14 protein-coding genes and 4 pseudogenes are annotated in these 14,429 nt (G+C 61.7%); 11 read left to right on the plus strand and 7 right to left on the minus strand.

All coding sequences use genetic code 11. The features are described 5' to 3' along the window. Positions 1-414: 414 nt before the first annotated feature. The 4 genes and pseudogenes from XH83_RS40455 to XH83_RS35095 all read left to right on the plus strand — a co-directional run bounded on the left by XH83_RS40455 (position 415) and on the right by XH83_RS35095 (position 3,449). A complete protein-coding gene (locus tag XH83_RS40455; protein WP_128929789.1) occupies positions 415-876 on the plus strand; it encodes a transposase in 462 nt (153 codons plus the stop codon). Next, positions 873-1,226, plus strand: a complete 354-nt coding sequence (gene tnpB, locus XH83_RS35085) for an IS66 family insertion sequence element accessory protein TnpB (RefSeq protein ID WP_128929788.1) — start codon at positions 873-875, stop codon at positions 1,224-1,226. The genes XH83_RS40455 and tnpB overlap by 4 nt, the downstream gene beginning before the upstream one ends. A 39-nt stretch (positions 1,227-1,265) precedes the next feature. Continuing rightward, positions 1,266-2,829: pseudogene (locus tag XH83_RS35090) on the plus strand (IS66 family transposase). A 29-nt stretch (positions 2,830-2,858) separates the two neighbouring features. Next, complete coding sequence (locus XH83_RS35095) at positions 2,859-3,449, plus strand: YecA family protein (protein ID WP_128955102.1); 591 nt, start codon at positions 2,859-2,861, stop codon at positions 3,447-3,449. A 123-nt stretch (positions 3,450-3,572) separates the two neighbouring features. Here the strand turns inward: XH83_RS35095 and XH83_RS35100 are convergent. Next, positions 3,573-3,949, minus strand: a pseudogene (locus tag XH83_RS35100) (response regulator transcription factor). Here XH83_RS35100 and XH83_RS35105 point away from each other — a divergent pair. Continuing rightward, positions 3,921-4,277, plus strand: coding sequence for a hypothetical protein (locus XH83_RS35105; RefSeq protein WP_128955101.1), 357 nt, complete (start codon positions 3,921-3,923; stop codon positions 4,275-4,277). The pseudogene XH83_RS35100 and the gene XH83_RS35105 overlap by 29 nt on opposite strands. Positions 4,278-4,414: 137 nt before the next feature. Continuing rightward, positions 4,415-5,549, plus strand: a pseudogene (locus XH83_RS35110) (IS3 family transposase). A gap of 227 nt (positions 5,550-5,776) precedes the next feature. Here the strand turns inward: XH83_RS35110 and XH83_RS35115 are convergent. Together XH83_RS35115 and XH83_RS35120 are read right to left on the minus strand one after the other, a co-directional pair. Continuing rightward, a pseudogene (locus tag XH83_RS35115) lies at positions 5,777-6,695 on the minus strand (nucleotidyl transferase AbiEii/AbiGii toxin family protein). Further along, positions 6,685-7,212 (minus strand): type IV toxin-antitoxin system AbiEi family antitoxin domain-containing protein, encoded by a 528-nt coding sequence (locus XH83_RS35120; RefSeq protein ID WP_232995616.1) that lies wholly within the window; start codon positions 7,210-7,212, stop codon positions 6,685-6,687. Before XH83_RS35120 ends, XH83_RS35115 begins: the two are co-directional and overlap by 11 nt. 24 nt (positions 7,213-7,236) lie before the next feature. On the opposite strand from XH83_RS35120, the gene XH83_RS35125 reads away from it, so the two are divergent. Genes XH83_RS35125 through XH83_RS35135 form a run of 3 tightly spaced genes read left to right on the plus strand, consistent with a single transcriptional unit; the run spans position 7,237 to position 9,123 of the window. Then, complete coding sequence (locus XH83_RS35125; protein ID WP_167506287.1) at positions 7,237-7,764, plus strand: metallophosphoesterase; 528 nt, start codon at positions 7,237-7,239, stop codon at positions 7,762-7,764. After that, entirely contained in the window at positions 7,761-8,366 is a 606-nt protein-coding gene (locus tag XH83_RS35130; RefSeq protein WP_167506286.1) for a hypothetical protein, read from the plus strand. Before XH83_RS35125 ends, XH83_RS35130 begins: the two co-directional genes overlap by 4 nt. Further along, on the plus strand, positions 8,347-9,123 hold the full coding sequence (locus XH83_RS35135; protein WP_128929785.1) for an AAA family ATPase: 777 nt from the start codon (positions 8,347-8,349) through the stop codon (positions 9,121-9,123). The genes XH83_RS35130 and XH83_RS35135 overlap by 20 nt, the downstream gene beginning before the upstream one ends. Positions 9,124-9,712: 589 nt before the next feature. On the opposite strand, the gene XH83_RS35140 is transcribed toward XH83_RS35135, so the two are convergent. Then, a complete protein-coding gene (locus XH83_RS35140; RefSeq protein ID WP_128958632.1) occupies positions 9,713-10,183 on the minus strand; it encodes a hypothetical protein in 471 nt (156 codons plus the stop codon). 104 nt (positions 10,184-10,287) lie between these two features. On the opposite strand from XH83_RS35140, the gene XH83_RS35145 reads away from it, so the two are divergent. Both XH83_RS35145 and XH83_RS35150 read left to right on the plus strand, forming a co-directional pair. Continuing rightward, positions 10,288-11,136 (plus strand): hypothetical protein, encoded by an 849-nt coding sequence (locus tag XH83_RS35145; protein WP_128958633.1) that lies wholly within the window; start codon positions 10,288-10,290, stop codon positions 11,134-11,136. Next, positions 11,096-11,827 carry an ATP-binding protein gene (locus XH83_RS35150; protein WP_128929783.1) on the plus strand — a complete coding sequence of 244 codons (732 nt, stop codon included), beginning with the start codon at positions 11,096-11,098 and terminating at the stop codon, positions 11,825-11,827. The genes XH83_RS35145 and XH83_RS35150 overlap by 41 nt, the downstream gene beginning before the upstream one ends. Positions 11,828-12,179: 352 nt before the next feature. Here the strand turns inward: XH83_RS35150 and XH83_RS39865 are convergent, their stop codons facing one another. From XH83_RS39865 to XH83_RS39875, 3 genes are all read right to left on the minus strand, one after another. After that, a complete protein-coding gene (locus XH83_RS39865) occupies positions 12,180-13,271 on the minus strand; it encodes a hypothetical protein (RefSeq protein ID WP_206733199.1) in 1,092 nt (363 codons plus the stop codon). Positions 13,272-13,285: 14 nt separating this feature from the next. After that, complete coding sequence (locus XH83_RS39870) at positions 13,286-13,648, minus strand: ABC transporter ATP-binding protein (protein WP_206733200.1); 363 nt, start codon at positions 13,646-13,648, stop codon at positions 13,286-13,288. 393 nt (positions 13,649-14,041) lie between these two features. Next, a complete protein-coding gene (locus tag XH83_RS39875) occupies positions 14,042-14,422 on the minus strand; it encodes a hypothetical protein (RefSeq protein ID WP_206733201.1) in 381 nt (126 codons plus the stop codon). Positions 14,423-14,429 lie beyond the last annotated feature (7 nt).

Here is a 14,429-nt window from a genome sequence, read left to right on the forward strand (position 1 = left end):
AGGCATTGTTTTTCGCGCTCGGATAGCTTCACTGACGTATCGTGGTTCATGTTTTAGGCGCTCCGTATTACGACCAGATCGCAATCTCTAACCAGCAAGCCGCATGCCAGTTGGGGGCTTGAGAAAATCAGGCGACAAATGCTTGAGAAAGGGCGGACGATCGATTTGCGTCGCCTTAGCGGTCGAAGCATCGCGACATAAGTCGGAAACTCAACGTCCCCTTTGCAGCACCGGCGACATCAGTCGATATCGATCAAGAAGAGCGCGGCCTAGAATGGGACCGTTTTGCTCTCTTCATCTGCGGCGACGGCGCGGTGTGTAACTGAACAGTAACCGGCATGTGGCCCCCACCGAGCCGCCGCTCGGTTTGCGCTCGATAAAGCCTGGCATGAGCTGATCGGTGGAGGTGGAACGATGGCAAATGCCATGCTTGATGCCAGGCAGGAAGATGACGCCTATCGTCGCGTCGAGGTGATCACCGGGGAGCGCCGACGGCGTCGGTGGACTAGCGAGGAGAAGGCCCGGATCGTGGCAGAGAGCTTTGAGGAGGGTGCGAACATCTCCGAGGTTGCGCGGCGCAATGGCGTTTCGCGCGGGCTGCTTACGGTGTGGCGCCGCCAAGTTGCGGCGGCGGTGGGGGGCAAGGCACCGAACTTCGAGCCAATCGAAATTGGTCCCGGGATCGATAGCGGGACAGCGGGCGAGCATGAACGTATTTCCGGGCTACAGACGAGGCCTTTGGAGATCGCCGCGCCGCCGGCCAAGGTTTGCGGAGTTGTCGAGATCGAGGTGAACGGGGCGCGCATCCGGGTCGAGCCGGGCGTTGAGCTGGCGACGCTGTCGACCGTGCTGGCGGCGCTTCGGGGTATCCGGTGATTGCGCTACGCTCTGACCTCAAGGTGGTGCTGGCGACACAGCCGGTCGATTTCCGCAAGTCGGTGCATACACTGTCGGCACTGGTGAGCGAAGCGCTGCGTGCGAATCCGTATTGTGGTGACGTCTTCGTGTTCCGCAGCAAACGCACGGACAGAGTGAAGCTTCTGGCGTGGGACGGCAGCGGCATGGTGCTGGTGACGAAGTGGTTGCACCAGGGGCACTTCACCTGGTCGCTGATCCGCGAAGGCGTGGTGCATCTCAGTGCGACACAGCTCGCAATGCTGCTCGACGGACTCGAGTGGACGCGCGTCTCGGCCAAGCTCGTGAAGCAGCCGGCAATTGTCGGCTGAGAGGAGAGGATTTCGCTGGAGCCTGCGGCGCGCGGAGGTATGGTCCATTTATGGCGATACGCCCCGGGACGTTTCCCGACTGATCCAGCCGCTCTAACGGAGATGGTGCTCGCGCTCGACGCCCAGAACGAGAAGCTGCGTGTTGCGGTGCAGACGCTCAAGGAGATGATCTTCGGGAAGCGCTCGGAACGCCTTGCCACGCTCGTGGCCGAACAGCTTGCGCTTGAGCTTGACGATCTTGAGACCAGTGTCACGCCGCCTGCAGCTGCCAACGACGATGCACCTGCGGTGAAGCCGTCCGATAAGCTACGTAAGAAGGCGCGCCGCAACATCGGCGCGTTGCCCAAGCATCTGCCGCGCTGTGAGCAGGTCCTGGAGCCGGAGGTGACGGCCTGCCCGTGCTGCCAGGGCCAGCCTCACAAGATCGGCGAGGACGTCAGCGAGGTGTTGAACGTGATCCCGGCGCTCCTGCGCGTGCTGCGCACGATCCGTCCCAAATACGGCTGCCGCGGCTGCACCGATGGCGCGGTCCAGCCAAAGTGCTGCCGCGCCTGATTGAGGGCGGTATGGCCTCGACGGCCCTCGTGAGCCATATGGTGGTCTCGAAGTTCGCCTGGTATTTGCCGCTGTACCGGTAAGTTCAGATCCTGGCCGGCCACGGCATCCATCTTGACCGCGCGACACTCGCCGGTTGGGTCAAACGTACCGCCTGGTGGCTCAGGAGCCTTTATGAGCTGTAGCTGCGGATCATTCAGGCTGCGCCGCGCGTGTTCTGCGACGAGACGCCGATGCCGGTGCTTGATCCAGGACGACATCGTCCCCGCATCTGCCAGTTCTGGGCGCATGCTATGGATCACCGGCCATGGGGTGGCCCCTCGCCGCCGGCGGTTACCTACGTATTCGCCGACGGCCGCGGCACCGAGGAGATCGCCGGACAGTTGACGGGCTTTTGCGGCGTTCTGCAGGTGGACGGTTATGCCGCCTACAAGGCCGTGGCCCGCCGTCATGGCGGCGCGATCCAGCTCGCCTTTTGTCTCGTCCATGCTCGACGCAAATTCGTCCAGGTGTACAAGTCCACGCAGTCGCCATTCGCGCGCGACGTGATTGAACGGCTGCAGGCGGTCTATGCGATCGAGGCAGAGATCCGCGGCAGCAGTGCGGAGCAGCGGCTGGCCGCCCGCCGCACCAGGAGCGCCCCGTTGATGGTGGCGCTCAATGCGCTACTGATTGAGATGAGCTGTTTTCCCAATCGAAGCTGACAGAGGCGATCAACTATGCGCTCAATCACTGGGACGGACTGACGCTGCTTCTCAGCGATGGCCGCGTCGAGGTCGATTCCAACACGGTCGAGCGTTCCATGCGCCCGATTGCCATGGGAAGACGCAACTCCTTGTTCAGCGGGAGCGAAGGCGGTGCCGAGAGCTGGGCCATCCTCGCGTCGCTCATGAACACCGCAAAGCTCCATGAGCTCGATCCGCAAGCCTATCTGACCGACGTGCTGGAGCGCATTGTCTCCGGTGGAACCAAGAGCCATCAACTGCGCGAACTGCTCGCCTGGCACTGGAAGGCGGCGCGCCAGCGCACCGCACAGGCCGCGGCATGAGCCCGGGTCGTCATAAAGCAGCGTCGTCAATGACGGCAGCCGCGATGCCACTCGAGGAGCTCGAGCGATGGCTGCAGGCTAGGGTCGATCAGCATCCTGACGCCACCAATCTCCCCATGCTCGACGGCTACGTCGCCGCAATCGTGGCCGGACCGGTGTCGATGAGCCCACTCGACTGGATCTGCCCGCTGCTCGCCATCGATGCCGATGCCTTCAACCACGGCGGCACCCCGGAGTTTGCAGCCATATCGGCTGTCGTCCTGCGTCACAACGACATCAGCAACACCCTCTCGACCGCACCCGACAGGTTCGCGCCGATGCACCGGCGTAAACCCAGTGGAGACGTCGATCCGCGACCATGGTGCCAAGGCTTCTACGCCGCGATGCGGCTCAAGCTATTGGCGTGGGCACCGTTGCTGGACATCGGCAACGTCAATCACGGCCTACTTCTACCTATCCTGCTGCACTGTCGCGACGATCAGGGCCGACCGCTGCTTGGACCGCCACGAAGCGGCCGCGAGACCAAGAAACTTCTGCGTAACGCCCACGCCGATATTCCCACGGCGGTCGAAGCCTTGCGGCAATACTGGATGCCGATCCGCTACGCCCGCGCTCACTGATCACTGCGGACGTGGGAGCTCATGCCGGTTACCTTCAAAATAACCGCGGCAGCGCAACCTACGGGAATCTCGCAATGCATCCCCGCTTTGGGACTGAAGGCCGTGGGGAGGGGGCCAAGGTCCTCACGCGTGTGTGTCGCCTGACCCCGGCAGTACAATGGTCAAACACTTGATCAACGCAGCCGTGGAAAACGGTTTGGCAAGAAAGCAGATCCCGCCAGCCTTGATCGCTCGTGCGCGCACCCCATCGCCGTGATGAAGATGAACGGCATACGATGACCGGGGCTTCGCATATGCATCAGCAGGTCAATTCCGCTCATCATGGACATTTGGACGTCGGTAATCACGCAGGTCGTCTCGGCCAATGCCGCAGCGCGCAGGAACTCCTCGGCGGAGGCAAAGGCAAGGACCGCGTATCCGTACGATGCCAGAAGATTGCTCGTTGCACTGCGAACGGATGGATCATTGTCGATGACCGAAATGATAGAAGGCTTTGACAAACTGATTGCTCGTGATCCGGGCTGCTCCGCCTGCGGAATGTTCACAGTAGAGGGGCTACGAGCCACATCAGAGGTTTGGGAGCAGCTTGAGTGTCGGGAGAAGGAGACGCTGCAAGACGCGGAACGTCTAACCGAGCAACTTCTGGACCGGCTGATTTCCGAAAGTTTGCCGGACGAATCCGTAACCCAGGATCATGTCAATGTACTGTATCGGCATTGGCCATTGCCGATGTACAATCTCGACCTCCATCCGATCCCGGTATCTCTCGAAGAGCTGAAGGCCGAGCAGGAGCGCCTCCTCTGGGCAGAGGTCGGCGACCCTCGATGACACTGACGATTTGAGTGATCAATCCGATATCAGCATGAGTTTGCGAGGTTTGAGCTGGTCCCGCAAATCTGAACAGCGCGATAAGTGGAGTTTCTGCCTGACGGCGGGCAAGATTGACCCGCGAATCAGGAGCGACGATGAGCAGACGAGCACGGCGGAACGACACTGCGGCTTTCACGGCGAAGGTGGCGCTTGCCGCCCTCAAGGGTGACGGCACGCTGGCACAACTGGCGGAGCAGTTCGACGTTCACCCCAATCAGATCACATCGTGGAAGGCGCAGCTCGAAGGCGGCGCTGCCGATGTGTTCGGTCCGGACGGCGGGAGTCGGATCGCCGAACCCACCATCGACGTGAAGTCGCTGCACACCAAGATCGGCGAGTTGACGCTGGAGAACGAGTTTTTAGAAGGAGCGCTCACCAAGGCGGGATTGCTGAGCGCAAAGCGATGATCGACCGTGAACACGATCTGCCGATCAGCAAGCAGGCGGAAGCCCTGAGCATCAGCCGCGGCAGCGTCGATTACCTGCCGCGTCCGGTGTCGCCCAAAGACCTCGCGCTGATGCAGCGGCTCGACCGGCTGCACCTGGAGTTTCCATTCGCCGGTTCGCGTATGTTGCGACGCCTACTGGCTGCAGAGGGGTGCAAGATCGGCCGCCGGCATTTCAAACCGCTGATGCGGCGGATGGGGATAAAGGCGCTGTACCGCCGTCCGCGCACCACCCAACCCGAGCCCGGGCACAAGATCTATCCATAGCTGCTGCGCGGTATGGAGATCACGCGTCCGAACCAGGTTTGGGCGATGGACATCACCTACATCCCGATGGCACGAGGCGTCGTTTATCTGGCCGTGGTGCTGGACTGGGCGACCCGCCGGGCGCTGTCGTGGCGGCTGTCGATCACCATGGAGGCCGCATTCTGCGTCGCGCCACTGGAAGATGCCATGGCCCGTCACGGCAAGCCGGAGATCTTCAACACCGACCAGGGCTCGCAGTTCACCGGCGCGGCGTTCACCGGAGTGCTCGCTGACAATGACATCGCCATCAGCATGGAGGCCGCGGCGCCTGGCGGGACAACGTGTTCGTCGAGCGGCTGTGGCGCAGCGTCAAATACGAGGAGGTGTATCTGCGGGCCTACGACAGCGTCAGCGAAGCTCGCGCCTCGATCGGCCGTTATTTGGACTTCTACAATTGCCGCCGTCCACATTCGAGCCTTGACGGCGGCACACCGGATCAAGCCTACTTCACCTCGCTGCCGCTTCGCACGGCAGCCTAAACCCGGCAGAGGCTCCACTTATCGACGCGCAGTTGCTGTTCAGACAACCGGGACCAGGTCAGTTACGCGGCCAAGGTCATTCGAATGGGACGCCTTCTTTGGTGTACCCAAGTTTGTCGGCGGCGACCACTAGTTCGTCTCAGGGTGGGTCGCGCATTTATATGGCTTGGTCACGCCTTGGTCGAAATGCATCTCGCCGAGGCACGAAGAGACACCCGCTATAGGGGCTATGACCGCAGCTTTTCGATCTCCGAACGCAACTGCGCATGTTTTTCAGGATTTTGCGTTTTCAATTTTGCGATATTGAGCAGCTTCCGCCGAACCGCCGGTAATTGCGCGGCCTGCGGTAAGCCGATAGGCCTCGAAGTCCGGCTCGCCGTCATGGAGCGTTAGCAGAAAGCGCATCGCCGCGTCGTCGAGCCGTGCAAGCATATCGGACAATAACCGCGACCGCGCTGCCTTGAGCTCGTTGAGGCCGACGGGCGGCACCGTCACTCCCTCGAACTCCTTGGCAAAGATGTCATCAAGTTCTGACAATGACGGACGGACGAGTTCATGCGGAGGACGCCCCGAACTTGCGACGTAGACGAGGAACGTGCGGTAGAGCGCGTCGGTCAGTTCTTCATTGTCATACAGAAACTTCACCTCGAAGAGGTCGCGCGGATGCTGTCGGTCGACAGCAGCATTGAGCTTGCCGCCGAAGAGATCCTCGAATGCCACCACTTGCATCTCCGCAAATCCGAAGGCTTCGGCGGCCGGATCGCTGACGACGCGAAGCTCGGGAGCGTGAACCTTGCCGCATGCGACAGGTGACGTCTCGACTTTGATTTCGGCGCCAGCCTGCCGGACGAGGAGCCGCGTGTCGTTATTGTCGCTGCCGGCGATGCGCTGAACGCTGACGCCGCGGAGATCACGCTGAATATCCTCGCGAATGCGATCAAGAGCGGCGTCGATCCCTGCGAGGGTTGCGTCGCGGTCGCCGATCGGCAAGTAGACGAGGTCAATATCGACCTACAGTCGTGGCATGTCGCGATAAACGAGATTGATCGCGGTGCCGCCTTTCAGAGCGAAGCTGTCCTGACTCGCGATGTAGGGCAATGTCCGGACCAGCAGCTCCACCTGGCGCATGTATCGTTCACGCGCCATCGACCGTTTCCTGTGGCACGAGCTCGGCCGGAACTGTCATGCGACAGGTCGGGTGAAGCCGCCCGCCTTGCACAAGGCTGCGGTCACCGCGGCCCAATTCTATATGGGCGGTGTCGATGTGCTTTCGCCACGGATGTACATGCTTGTCCGCATAAATGAAAAACAAGCGCTTGACTTTGATGCTGCGGCACTCCTCGAGCAGTTGGTTCAGCAGTTTTGGTCGCAGGCTCACCAAGCCCTCGAACAGCGTATCGACCTTTTGGAAGCTTTCATCCGCAGGGAGCTCATCCAGCATTTCGAGAATCGCTCTCTCAGGCGAAGACATCCTGATCGGCCATCTCCAGGGGCTGAGCGCAAGTTCGCTGTTATCGTTGTCCGACAGGCTGAATGCGGCATCCTCGACGCCGACCGGCTGAGATCCAAACGGTGCGTCGGATGTCTGAGCGGTCAGGAAGGTCCCGCGGCTGAAAGAATCCGAACGGCGACCCGAGCAGCCTTCGAGGACCTTGTCACCCAAGCGATCAACGGACAGGTTGCTTTCATGATCATCGCCGGCGATCTCTATGATGGCGACTGGCGCGATTTTCAGACCGGGCTCCTTTTCGTCCGGCAGATGGGGCGCCTGCGCGCGGCGAACATCCCGGCTTTCGTTCTTCACGGCAATCACGACGTTGAAAGTCAGATCACTAAACGGTTGCCACTCCAGGACAACGTGCAGGTGTTCAGCTATCGCAAATCCCAGACCTTCAAACTCGACGATCCTCGCGTTGCGATCCACAGTCAGAGCTTCCGTATGCAGGCGACGACGGATAACGCGGCGGCGGCTTATCCACCGCCCGTGAAGGGGTATTTCAACATCGGTGTTCTACACACCGCCCGTGGAGGACCGAAAGGCCCCCATGAGAATTACGCACCGGGTACGCTCGATGAACTGGTAAACAAGGGCTACGACTACTGGGCTCTTGCACACGTGCATCAGGGCGGCGTGCTGCACGAGCAGCCGCACGTCTCTGCGGCAACCTGCAAGGCCGCCATATCCGCGAAGCCGGCGCAAAGTCGGCGCAGTTGATCACGGTGAGGGACGGCGCGCTGCAAGGCATTGAGCCATTGCATACCGACGTCGTGCGATGGATATATCTCGACGTGCCGGTTGGCGAACGCGCACGATTTGGGGACGTCATCGATCAAATCAAGAGCATCATCGGCGAGGCCACCAGAAACGCAGAGGGCCGGTTGCTGGCCTGCCGCATCCAGCTGAGCGGCGCGACCGCTCTCCATGGCGAGTTGCTGGCCTCCGGGCTGCAATTGCTGGCGGAAGCGCGCGCCGCAGCCCTCGCGCTCGGTGAAGAGGTCGCCTGGATCGAACGCGTTATCAATGTGACCAGATCGGCATCGGCGGTCTGCATTCTGTCGGATGGGAGCGCGATCAACGATCTCCCTGTCCTGCTGGCTCATGCTGCGGACGACGCTGACTTGCAGGCGGAGATCGCGAGCGATCTGGGCGATCTCGTCCGCAGGCTTCCGCATGATGCCGCGCTGGATATCGACGATCCGCTTCTGGAGGCGGCGATCAACAAAGACTTTGGCGCGGTGATTGAGCAGGCAGGCGCATATCTGAGCGCGCGCTTGGCTGCGAGAGAGGCGGTGATCCATGCGTGTCCGTTCCCTTGACCTGATCCGGTACGGACACTTCACCGAAGCCTCGCTTCATATTCCGTCTGAAGGGCCCGATTTTCATATCGTGTATGGCGAGAACGAGGCCGGCAAGTCGACGACGATGTCGGCGATTGAAGAGCTGCTGTTCGGGATTCCGGGTCAGTCTGCAAGAAACGTTCTTCATGAGAACGCGGCGTTGCGCATCGGCGCGACGTTGGAACGTGAGGGAACGGAGCTATCGATCCGGCGGCGCAAGGGCAACAAGGACACGCTGCTCGGCCTTGACGAGCTGCCTCTTCCTGCGGGCGACGGGCTGCTTGGACCGTTGGTCGGCGGGATAGATCGCGCATTCTTCTGCCGGATGTTCTGTCTCGCCCATGAGCGCCTGCGCGATGGCGGCCGGGACATCATCCAGGCCAAGGACGATGTCGGCGCGACCTTGTTCGCCGCGGGGGCGGGCGTCTCCGGTCTTCGCGATCGACTGGCGGCGATGCAGGAAGAAGCGGACGGGCTGTGGGGCAGCCGCAGGGCGGGGCACCGGAAATATTACCAGGCGGAGGAACGTCTCAAAGAGGCCGAAGCGACGTTGCGCCAACACACGGTCACCGCGACCAAATGGCAGGAGCTGAAATCCGCCTATGAAGAGGCGCGCGACGCTGTGTCCAGATCGAGAAAGAGATCGAAGAGCAAGTCGCCGAGCTCGCCAAAATCGTGCGCGTCCGGCGCGTTTATCGCAACGTACGGCGTCTCGGCGAAATCGAATACGAGATAACGGCCCTCGGCGTCGTTGCCGATCTGCCCGCTGATGCCGCGAAGCAATTCGACAAGGCGTCGGCCGATAACGCCGCCGCGGAGGCGCGCATCACAGCCTTTCAGAAACAGATAGCAACGTTCAGCGCTGAGCGCGCCGCGATCGCGATAGACGATAACGTTCTGCTCCATGAGGCGGAGATCGAACGCCTGTCCAAGCTCAGAATCCAGCTCGCTTCGGGAAGAGCTGATTGCCAAAGCGGCGGGCGGAGCTCGCAGCGGCGGAAGACGCTCTCAAGTGGGCCGCGTCCGAACTGGCTTGGACGGGTGAGACCGCCGAGCTGGTTGATAGAATCCCGCCGCGTGCCAAAGCTTCGGCCGTGCAAGGCTTGCTGACCTCTCGCGGCGGCCGCTTTGCGGCCGTCGAGAATGCCCAGAAGACCCTTGAAGACGCGGGCGAAAAGCTGGCCAATCTCCAGGCTCGCATTGAGGCGATCGGGACCCCCCAGGATCTGTCGGGCTTGGCGGGCGTGGTCAAATCCACTTCCGCCTTGGGCGATCTTGACGCTCCTCTCCTGGCTACCCAGCGAGAGTATCGGGACGCGGATGAACTATGTCGGCAGCAAATGGCGATGATGAATCCCGCGGTCGTTGACGAGACGAGTTTGCGCGCCATGAAAATCCTGGTCGAAGCCGCAGTGAAGGCACATCGCGACGCGGTGCGCGATCTTGAAGGCCGTACTCAAAGCCAGCAAGCGGCTATCCGCGATCCGACTCGGGCTGTCGAGAACAATCGAAAGTCCTACGCGCGGTTGGTATCCGATGAAAAGATCGTGTCGGCCGAGGATTTGACGAAGCTGCGGGAACGCCGGGACGCAGGATGGCCTATCATCAGGCGTCGGCATGTCGACAATATCGCAGTGCCGGAATCGGAAGAGCGCGCCTTCGCAGATGGCGACGCGCTGCTCCACGCCTATGAAACGGCTGTCGGCCATGCCGATGCGGCGGCGGATCAGCGGTTTCAGAACGCAGAGTCGACGGCTGCGGCCATGGTGCTGGCTCGGCAGATCGCCGACCAGCAAGACGCTCTCGACTCCAACAAGCAAGAACTTGCCTCGTTAGCTGCAGAGCGGAGCGCCTTGGCCATGCCTGGGCCGGCATGTGGAACGGTGTCACGGATGGCCCGTTGCCCCCTGACGAGATGCTCGACTGGCTCGACGCGAGGGCCGATCTGCTGGATCAGATCGCCAAGCGCGACGGCGCAGCTCGCTCGGCAACGTCGCTGCAACACGAAATCGCAGAAGCCAAGCGACAGCTAGTGGGCTTGCTGCAGGATACGGCGATTGCGGCCTCGGCAGGCAGCCTGCCCCTGAACGGCATTTTGGCGACGGCGGAAGTGCGCATCCGCACGGAAGAGGCGAATGCGCAAAAGCGGACCGAGCTTGCGCTCGATGAGCGGAAGCTCAAGGCCGACGTCGAGCGCAAGCGCGGTGTGGTCGAGGGCGCCGAGAAAGAACGCGCCGCCTGGAATGCGCAGTGGAAGGACGCCTTGGCGGCGCTCAGTCTTTCGGCTGAAGGTCCCATTGAGACCATTCAGGAGCAAATCGACGCGATCGACCAGATGCGCGAGACGTCAGTTAAGATTGCGGACTTGCAGCACGAGCGAATCGGAAAGATCGAGCGCGACATCAAGGCGTTTGCAACGGAGGTCGAAAGGCTCGTTGCATCGGTGTCGGTGCAGCTGGCGGGTGAGGACGCAGACGAGGCCGCCCTCAAGCTTCATGCACGATTGAATGCGTCGAAGCAGGCGCGTGACTCACTTAACGAGAAGAGTGAAGCGGTTGAAAATCTTCAGAAGAAGCTGGACGACTGCGACAGGTCGAGAAATGACGCGCGGGTCATTATGACAGGGCTCCAACGGGCGGCCGGCGCTGGAACGATCGACGCGTTGCGCGAAGCTATTCAGCGGTCTGACCAACAACGCGCGCTCAAGGATGAACGGGCGCGGTTGCGCGACGCTCGAAGCCGATGGTGACGGTCTTGGCCTAGTGGTTCTCGCCGAGGAGTGCCACAGCAACGATCCCGACCAGGCTGCGGCGCGGGAACAGACTTTGAAGAAATCGCTCGAAGAGGTCCGGGAGCGGCAACTGACCAATATCCAGCACAGTAAAGATACCGAGCGCGTATTCGAGGCCGTCGGCGGCGACGCTGCCGCGCAATATGCGCGCGTTCGTTCGGCGTCGGTGATCCTCAGATGGGCGATCGAGCGGTTCCGGCGTGAAAAGCAGGCGCCGCTGCTCAAGCGAGCCGGGGAATTGTTCTCGATCCTGACCGCCGGTTCCTTCGAACGGCTTACGCTCGCATACGATGAGAAGGATGTTCCGCACCTAGCGGGTCTGCGCGGGGATGGAGGCGCCGTCCCAGTATCAGGACTGAGCGAAGGCGCGGCCGATCAGTTGTTGATGGCCTTACGCATCGCTGCCGTAGAAGAGTATCTTACGCATTCCGCGCCAGCGCCATTTATCGCCGATGATCTTTTCATCAATTATGACGATGCGCGGGCTGCGGCTGGTTTCAAAGTCCTGCAACAGCTGGCGGAAAAGACGCAAGTGCTCTTCTTCACTCATCATCAGCATCTGGTCGGCGTTGCCCGCACAGCTTTCGACGGGCATGTGGCGACCGCGGTTCTCGAACCCCGCGGGGTTCCGATAAAGAACGTGGCCTGACGGGTAGACGGCATCAGCGCGAGGGATCGAAGCCGGACGGCGGGTGGGCTCGTTCACGAGCCCGGCCGGTGAGCCAGCACGCGGAGCGCGCTGCCGAGGCTATTCCTCAAGCCGCCATCGGCTATGCAGGGGCCTTGCCGATGGTAATCGCATCGCCGACAAAGCACCGCAGCGGCGTTGATCTTCTTTAGGATCTCGATGGGCGAGGTTGAAATTGGATGAGATTGCGGGCGACTTCAATTTCGGGAACTGCAAAGACTGGCCGATAGCAGTGAGGCGACTATCTGCACTCTCTGTTAGAAAACGGGCGTTCGGTGTACCTGCGAACGATCCGAACGACTCCGTCGCCTGATCACGCGCAATCATACAGCACGCCAACGACTCCTCGCGCAGTGACCAAGGTCGGTATCACGCCGAAGATATCGGTCGCCTCGGTCGCGAGGACAATCGACGAACCGAGGCCGCCGATCGTCTCGAATTGGCGGAGGTGAGCCAACTTACCGGGCAGACGGGCACCGACCCGCTTGAGAATGCTCGTACCATCATCGAGCGTTACTGCGACAAGTGTGTTCTCCCATCGATCGAGATAGCCAATTGTTAGCTCGGCGCCGCCCAAAATGATCTGACCGGGAAGCGCGAGTGGAACGGCGCTGTCCTCTCTGACGCGGTAAGCGACGACGACGTGCGCAAGCTCCGGCACCATATCGACAGGCGTTGCCTCGCCACTTCCAGGCGGCGGCGGCATATCGGTGAAGATTGCGCCGACAATGCGGTGCACGCGCAGCTTGCTCTCGTCGAACGTCAGTGTCGGGCGCGAGGTCCGCGGGTCGGGCATCTGCGCAGCTAGCGAGACACCGATTGCGCCACGTGACGTCACCAGCCGTCGTGCCAGCACTCGATTGCGATACTGAGCAATCACAAGATGTTGGTCGCGGCCAGGATAAGGTTCAACCTCGACGATCGCGACCGCGCCGCCGGGGATAGCAAAGCCCAACGTGTCGCCGCGGACGTAGAAGAGCGCTTTGCCCTCGAACCATTCGCCACTAAGCCGTTCGACAGCAACATCTTGCGTCCCGCCCACGGGCAATTCGCCGACGAACGCGGCGATTTCTGGGCAGAGCGGAACGGAAAAGGTGGGGCGGATGATCGGCCGCAAGGGCGCGACGTCCGTTCTGCTCTCGGAAGGCGCGAGTGGCTCGCGCCACCGGTACAAGCGAAATTGTTCGTGGACCTTTTCGATGCTGGTCCGCAGCCGCGCGAAGTCGGCTTCGACAGCCTTTACGTCCATGTAGCTGATCGACGCCTTGTCGTGGTGCGACGTGTTGAGGACACGCCGCGGCTCCGCCCCTTCGGCGAGGGCGGTATCCTCCGCGAACCGCTTGACGACCGGATTGGCAAACAGTTCGCCTGTCCCGATCGAGACGAGCCCGCGCAGCTTGTCCATCAGAGGGATGAGCGTCAGCGGCTTCGTCGATGTGGCATACGCGGGATGAGCAACATCATCGAATAGATCACCGAGCCGCGATTCGAGGAAGACGCGCAGGCCGCATAGTTCTGTGCGTCAGAAGCGGAATCGGAGTTCATATGAAACGCGTGGCGCCCGCGATCGATCTCCTCGATCGCTGGCGAGACGATGAGAGTCGGCCGCACCGCGTTCACCGGGTGGACAGATAGATGCTCAACGCGGTCGGCGGCACGATTCTCGGCAACGAGCGAGCGGGCGAACTTGCGATCGTGGGTGGTCACTAGAAGCTGAGCGCCCGCCTCGGCGAGCCCAGCCAAACCTCGCGCGAGGCGCTCGCGATTGTCGTTGTCGAGCATTCTGCGGGTCGTCGAGCACCAGCAATGACAGACCGCCGCGGGTTGTGAGGACGTGCTCGCGGAAGGCGAGAAAGAAGCCGAGCAGCGCGCCGCGCAGCGCAGAAGCGTTGGAGACATGCTGGGCAGGTGCGGTCACGCCCTCGCGGCCGACCTTGAGCTCAAGTACGCCCCGTGCGTCCATACCAGTTCCGGTAAGGTCGGGAGCAAAGCCGGTCGCGTTGCGGTAGATCGCGCGCCGCCAGTGCTCCGACCGGTTGTGCAGCTTCGCCCGTAGCGCCTCAACCTGAGACTGGGCGAGCTCGGCGAGTGGCACAAGCAGATCAAGCGCGGATACGGCCCTGCAGCAGGCGTCCATACGCGCCTGCTTCGATGCATGTTCCACGCGGGCGGCTTCTATCCGGCGAACATATTCGATCGCGGTATTAAGCGGCGCGACGCCCTCAACGATCGCGAGCAGCGATGACAATCGGCGGCCGATCGCCCGGCTCGCGTCGGCGGCACCGTCCTGGCCGCGCCGAACGGCTGGAGGAAACTCTTCAGTGCTGCGGCGTTGGCTCCGCGCCATTCGGCGAACGCCAACGCACGCACAGTGCGGTCGACTATCCGCTGCAACGCCGTCGTTCCAGTCACCAATACGGCAGGCAGCACACGAGTGTCCGGTTCTTCGAAGGCAGGCAAAGTCGCGAGGCGCTCATCCACGAGCGCCGAAGCATCGGCGCGAAGCGCCGATAGCGCACCGCGGAACGATTCCGTCCCGAACAGTTCGTCAATCAATCCAGCT

Source organism: Bradyrhizobium sp. CCBAU 53351 (assembly GCF_015291745.1).
Classification (GTDB): Bacteria; Pseudomonadota; Alphaproteobacteria; order Rhizobiales; family Xanthobacteraceae; genus Bradyrhizobium.

Excerpts from the sequence above, each read along its gene's own strand:
- XH83_RS40455 (WP_128929789.1), top strand. The coding sequence starts at position 415 with ATGGCAAATGCCATGCTTGATGCCAGGCAGGAAGATGACGCCTATCGT.
- XH83_RS35095 (WP_128955102.1), top strand. The coding sequence starts at position 2,859 with ATGACGGCAGCCGCGATGCCACTCGAGGAGCTCGAGCGATGGCTGCAG.
- XH83_RS35105 (WP_128955101.1), top strand. The coding sequence starts at position 3,921 with ATGACCGAAATGATAGAAGGCTTTGACAAACTGATTGCTCGTGATCCG.
- XH83_RS35125 (WP_167506287.1), top strand. The coding sequence starts at position 7,237 with ATGATCATCGCCGGCGATCTCTATGATGGCGACTGGCGCGATTTTCAG.
- XH83_RS35135 (WP_128929785.1), top strand. The coding sequence starts at position 8,347 with ATGCGTGTCCGTTCCCTTGACCTGATCCGGTACGGACACTTCACCGAA.
- XH83_RS35150 (WP_128929783.1), top strand. The coding sequence starts at position 11,096 with ATGAACGGGCGCGGTTGCGCGACGCTCGAAGCCGATGGTGACGGTCTT.
- XH83_RS39865 (WP_206733199.1), bottom strand. The coding sequence starts at position 13,271 with ATGGACAAGCTGCGCGGGCTCGTCTCGATCGGGACAGGCGAACTGTTT.
- XH83_RS39870 (WP_206733200.1), bottom strand. The coding sequence starts at position 13,648 with ATGCTCGACAACGACAATCGCGAGCGCCTCGCGCGAGGTTTGGCTGGG.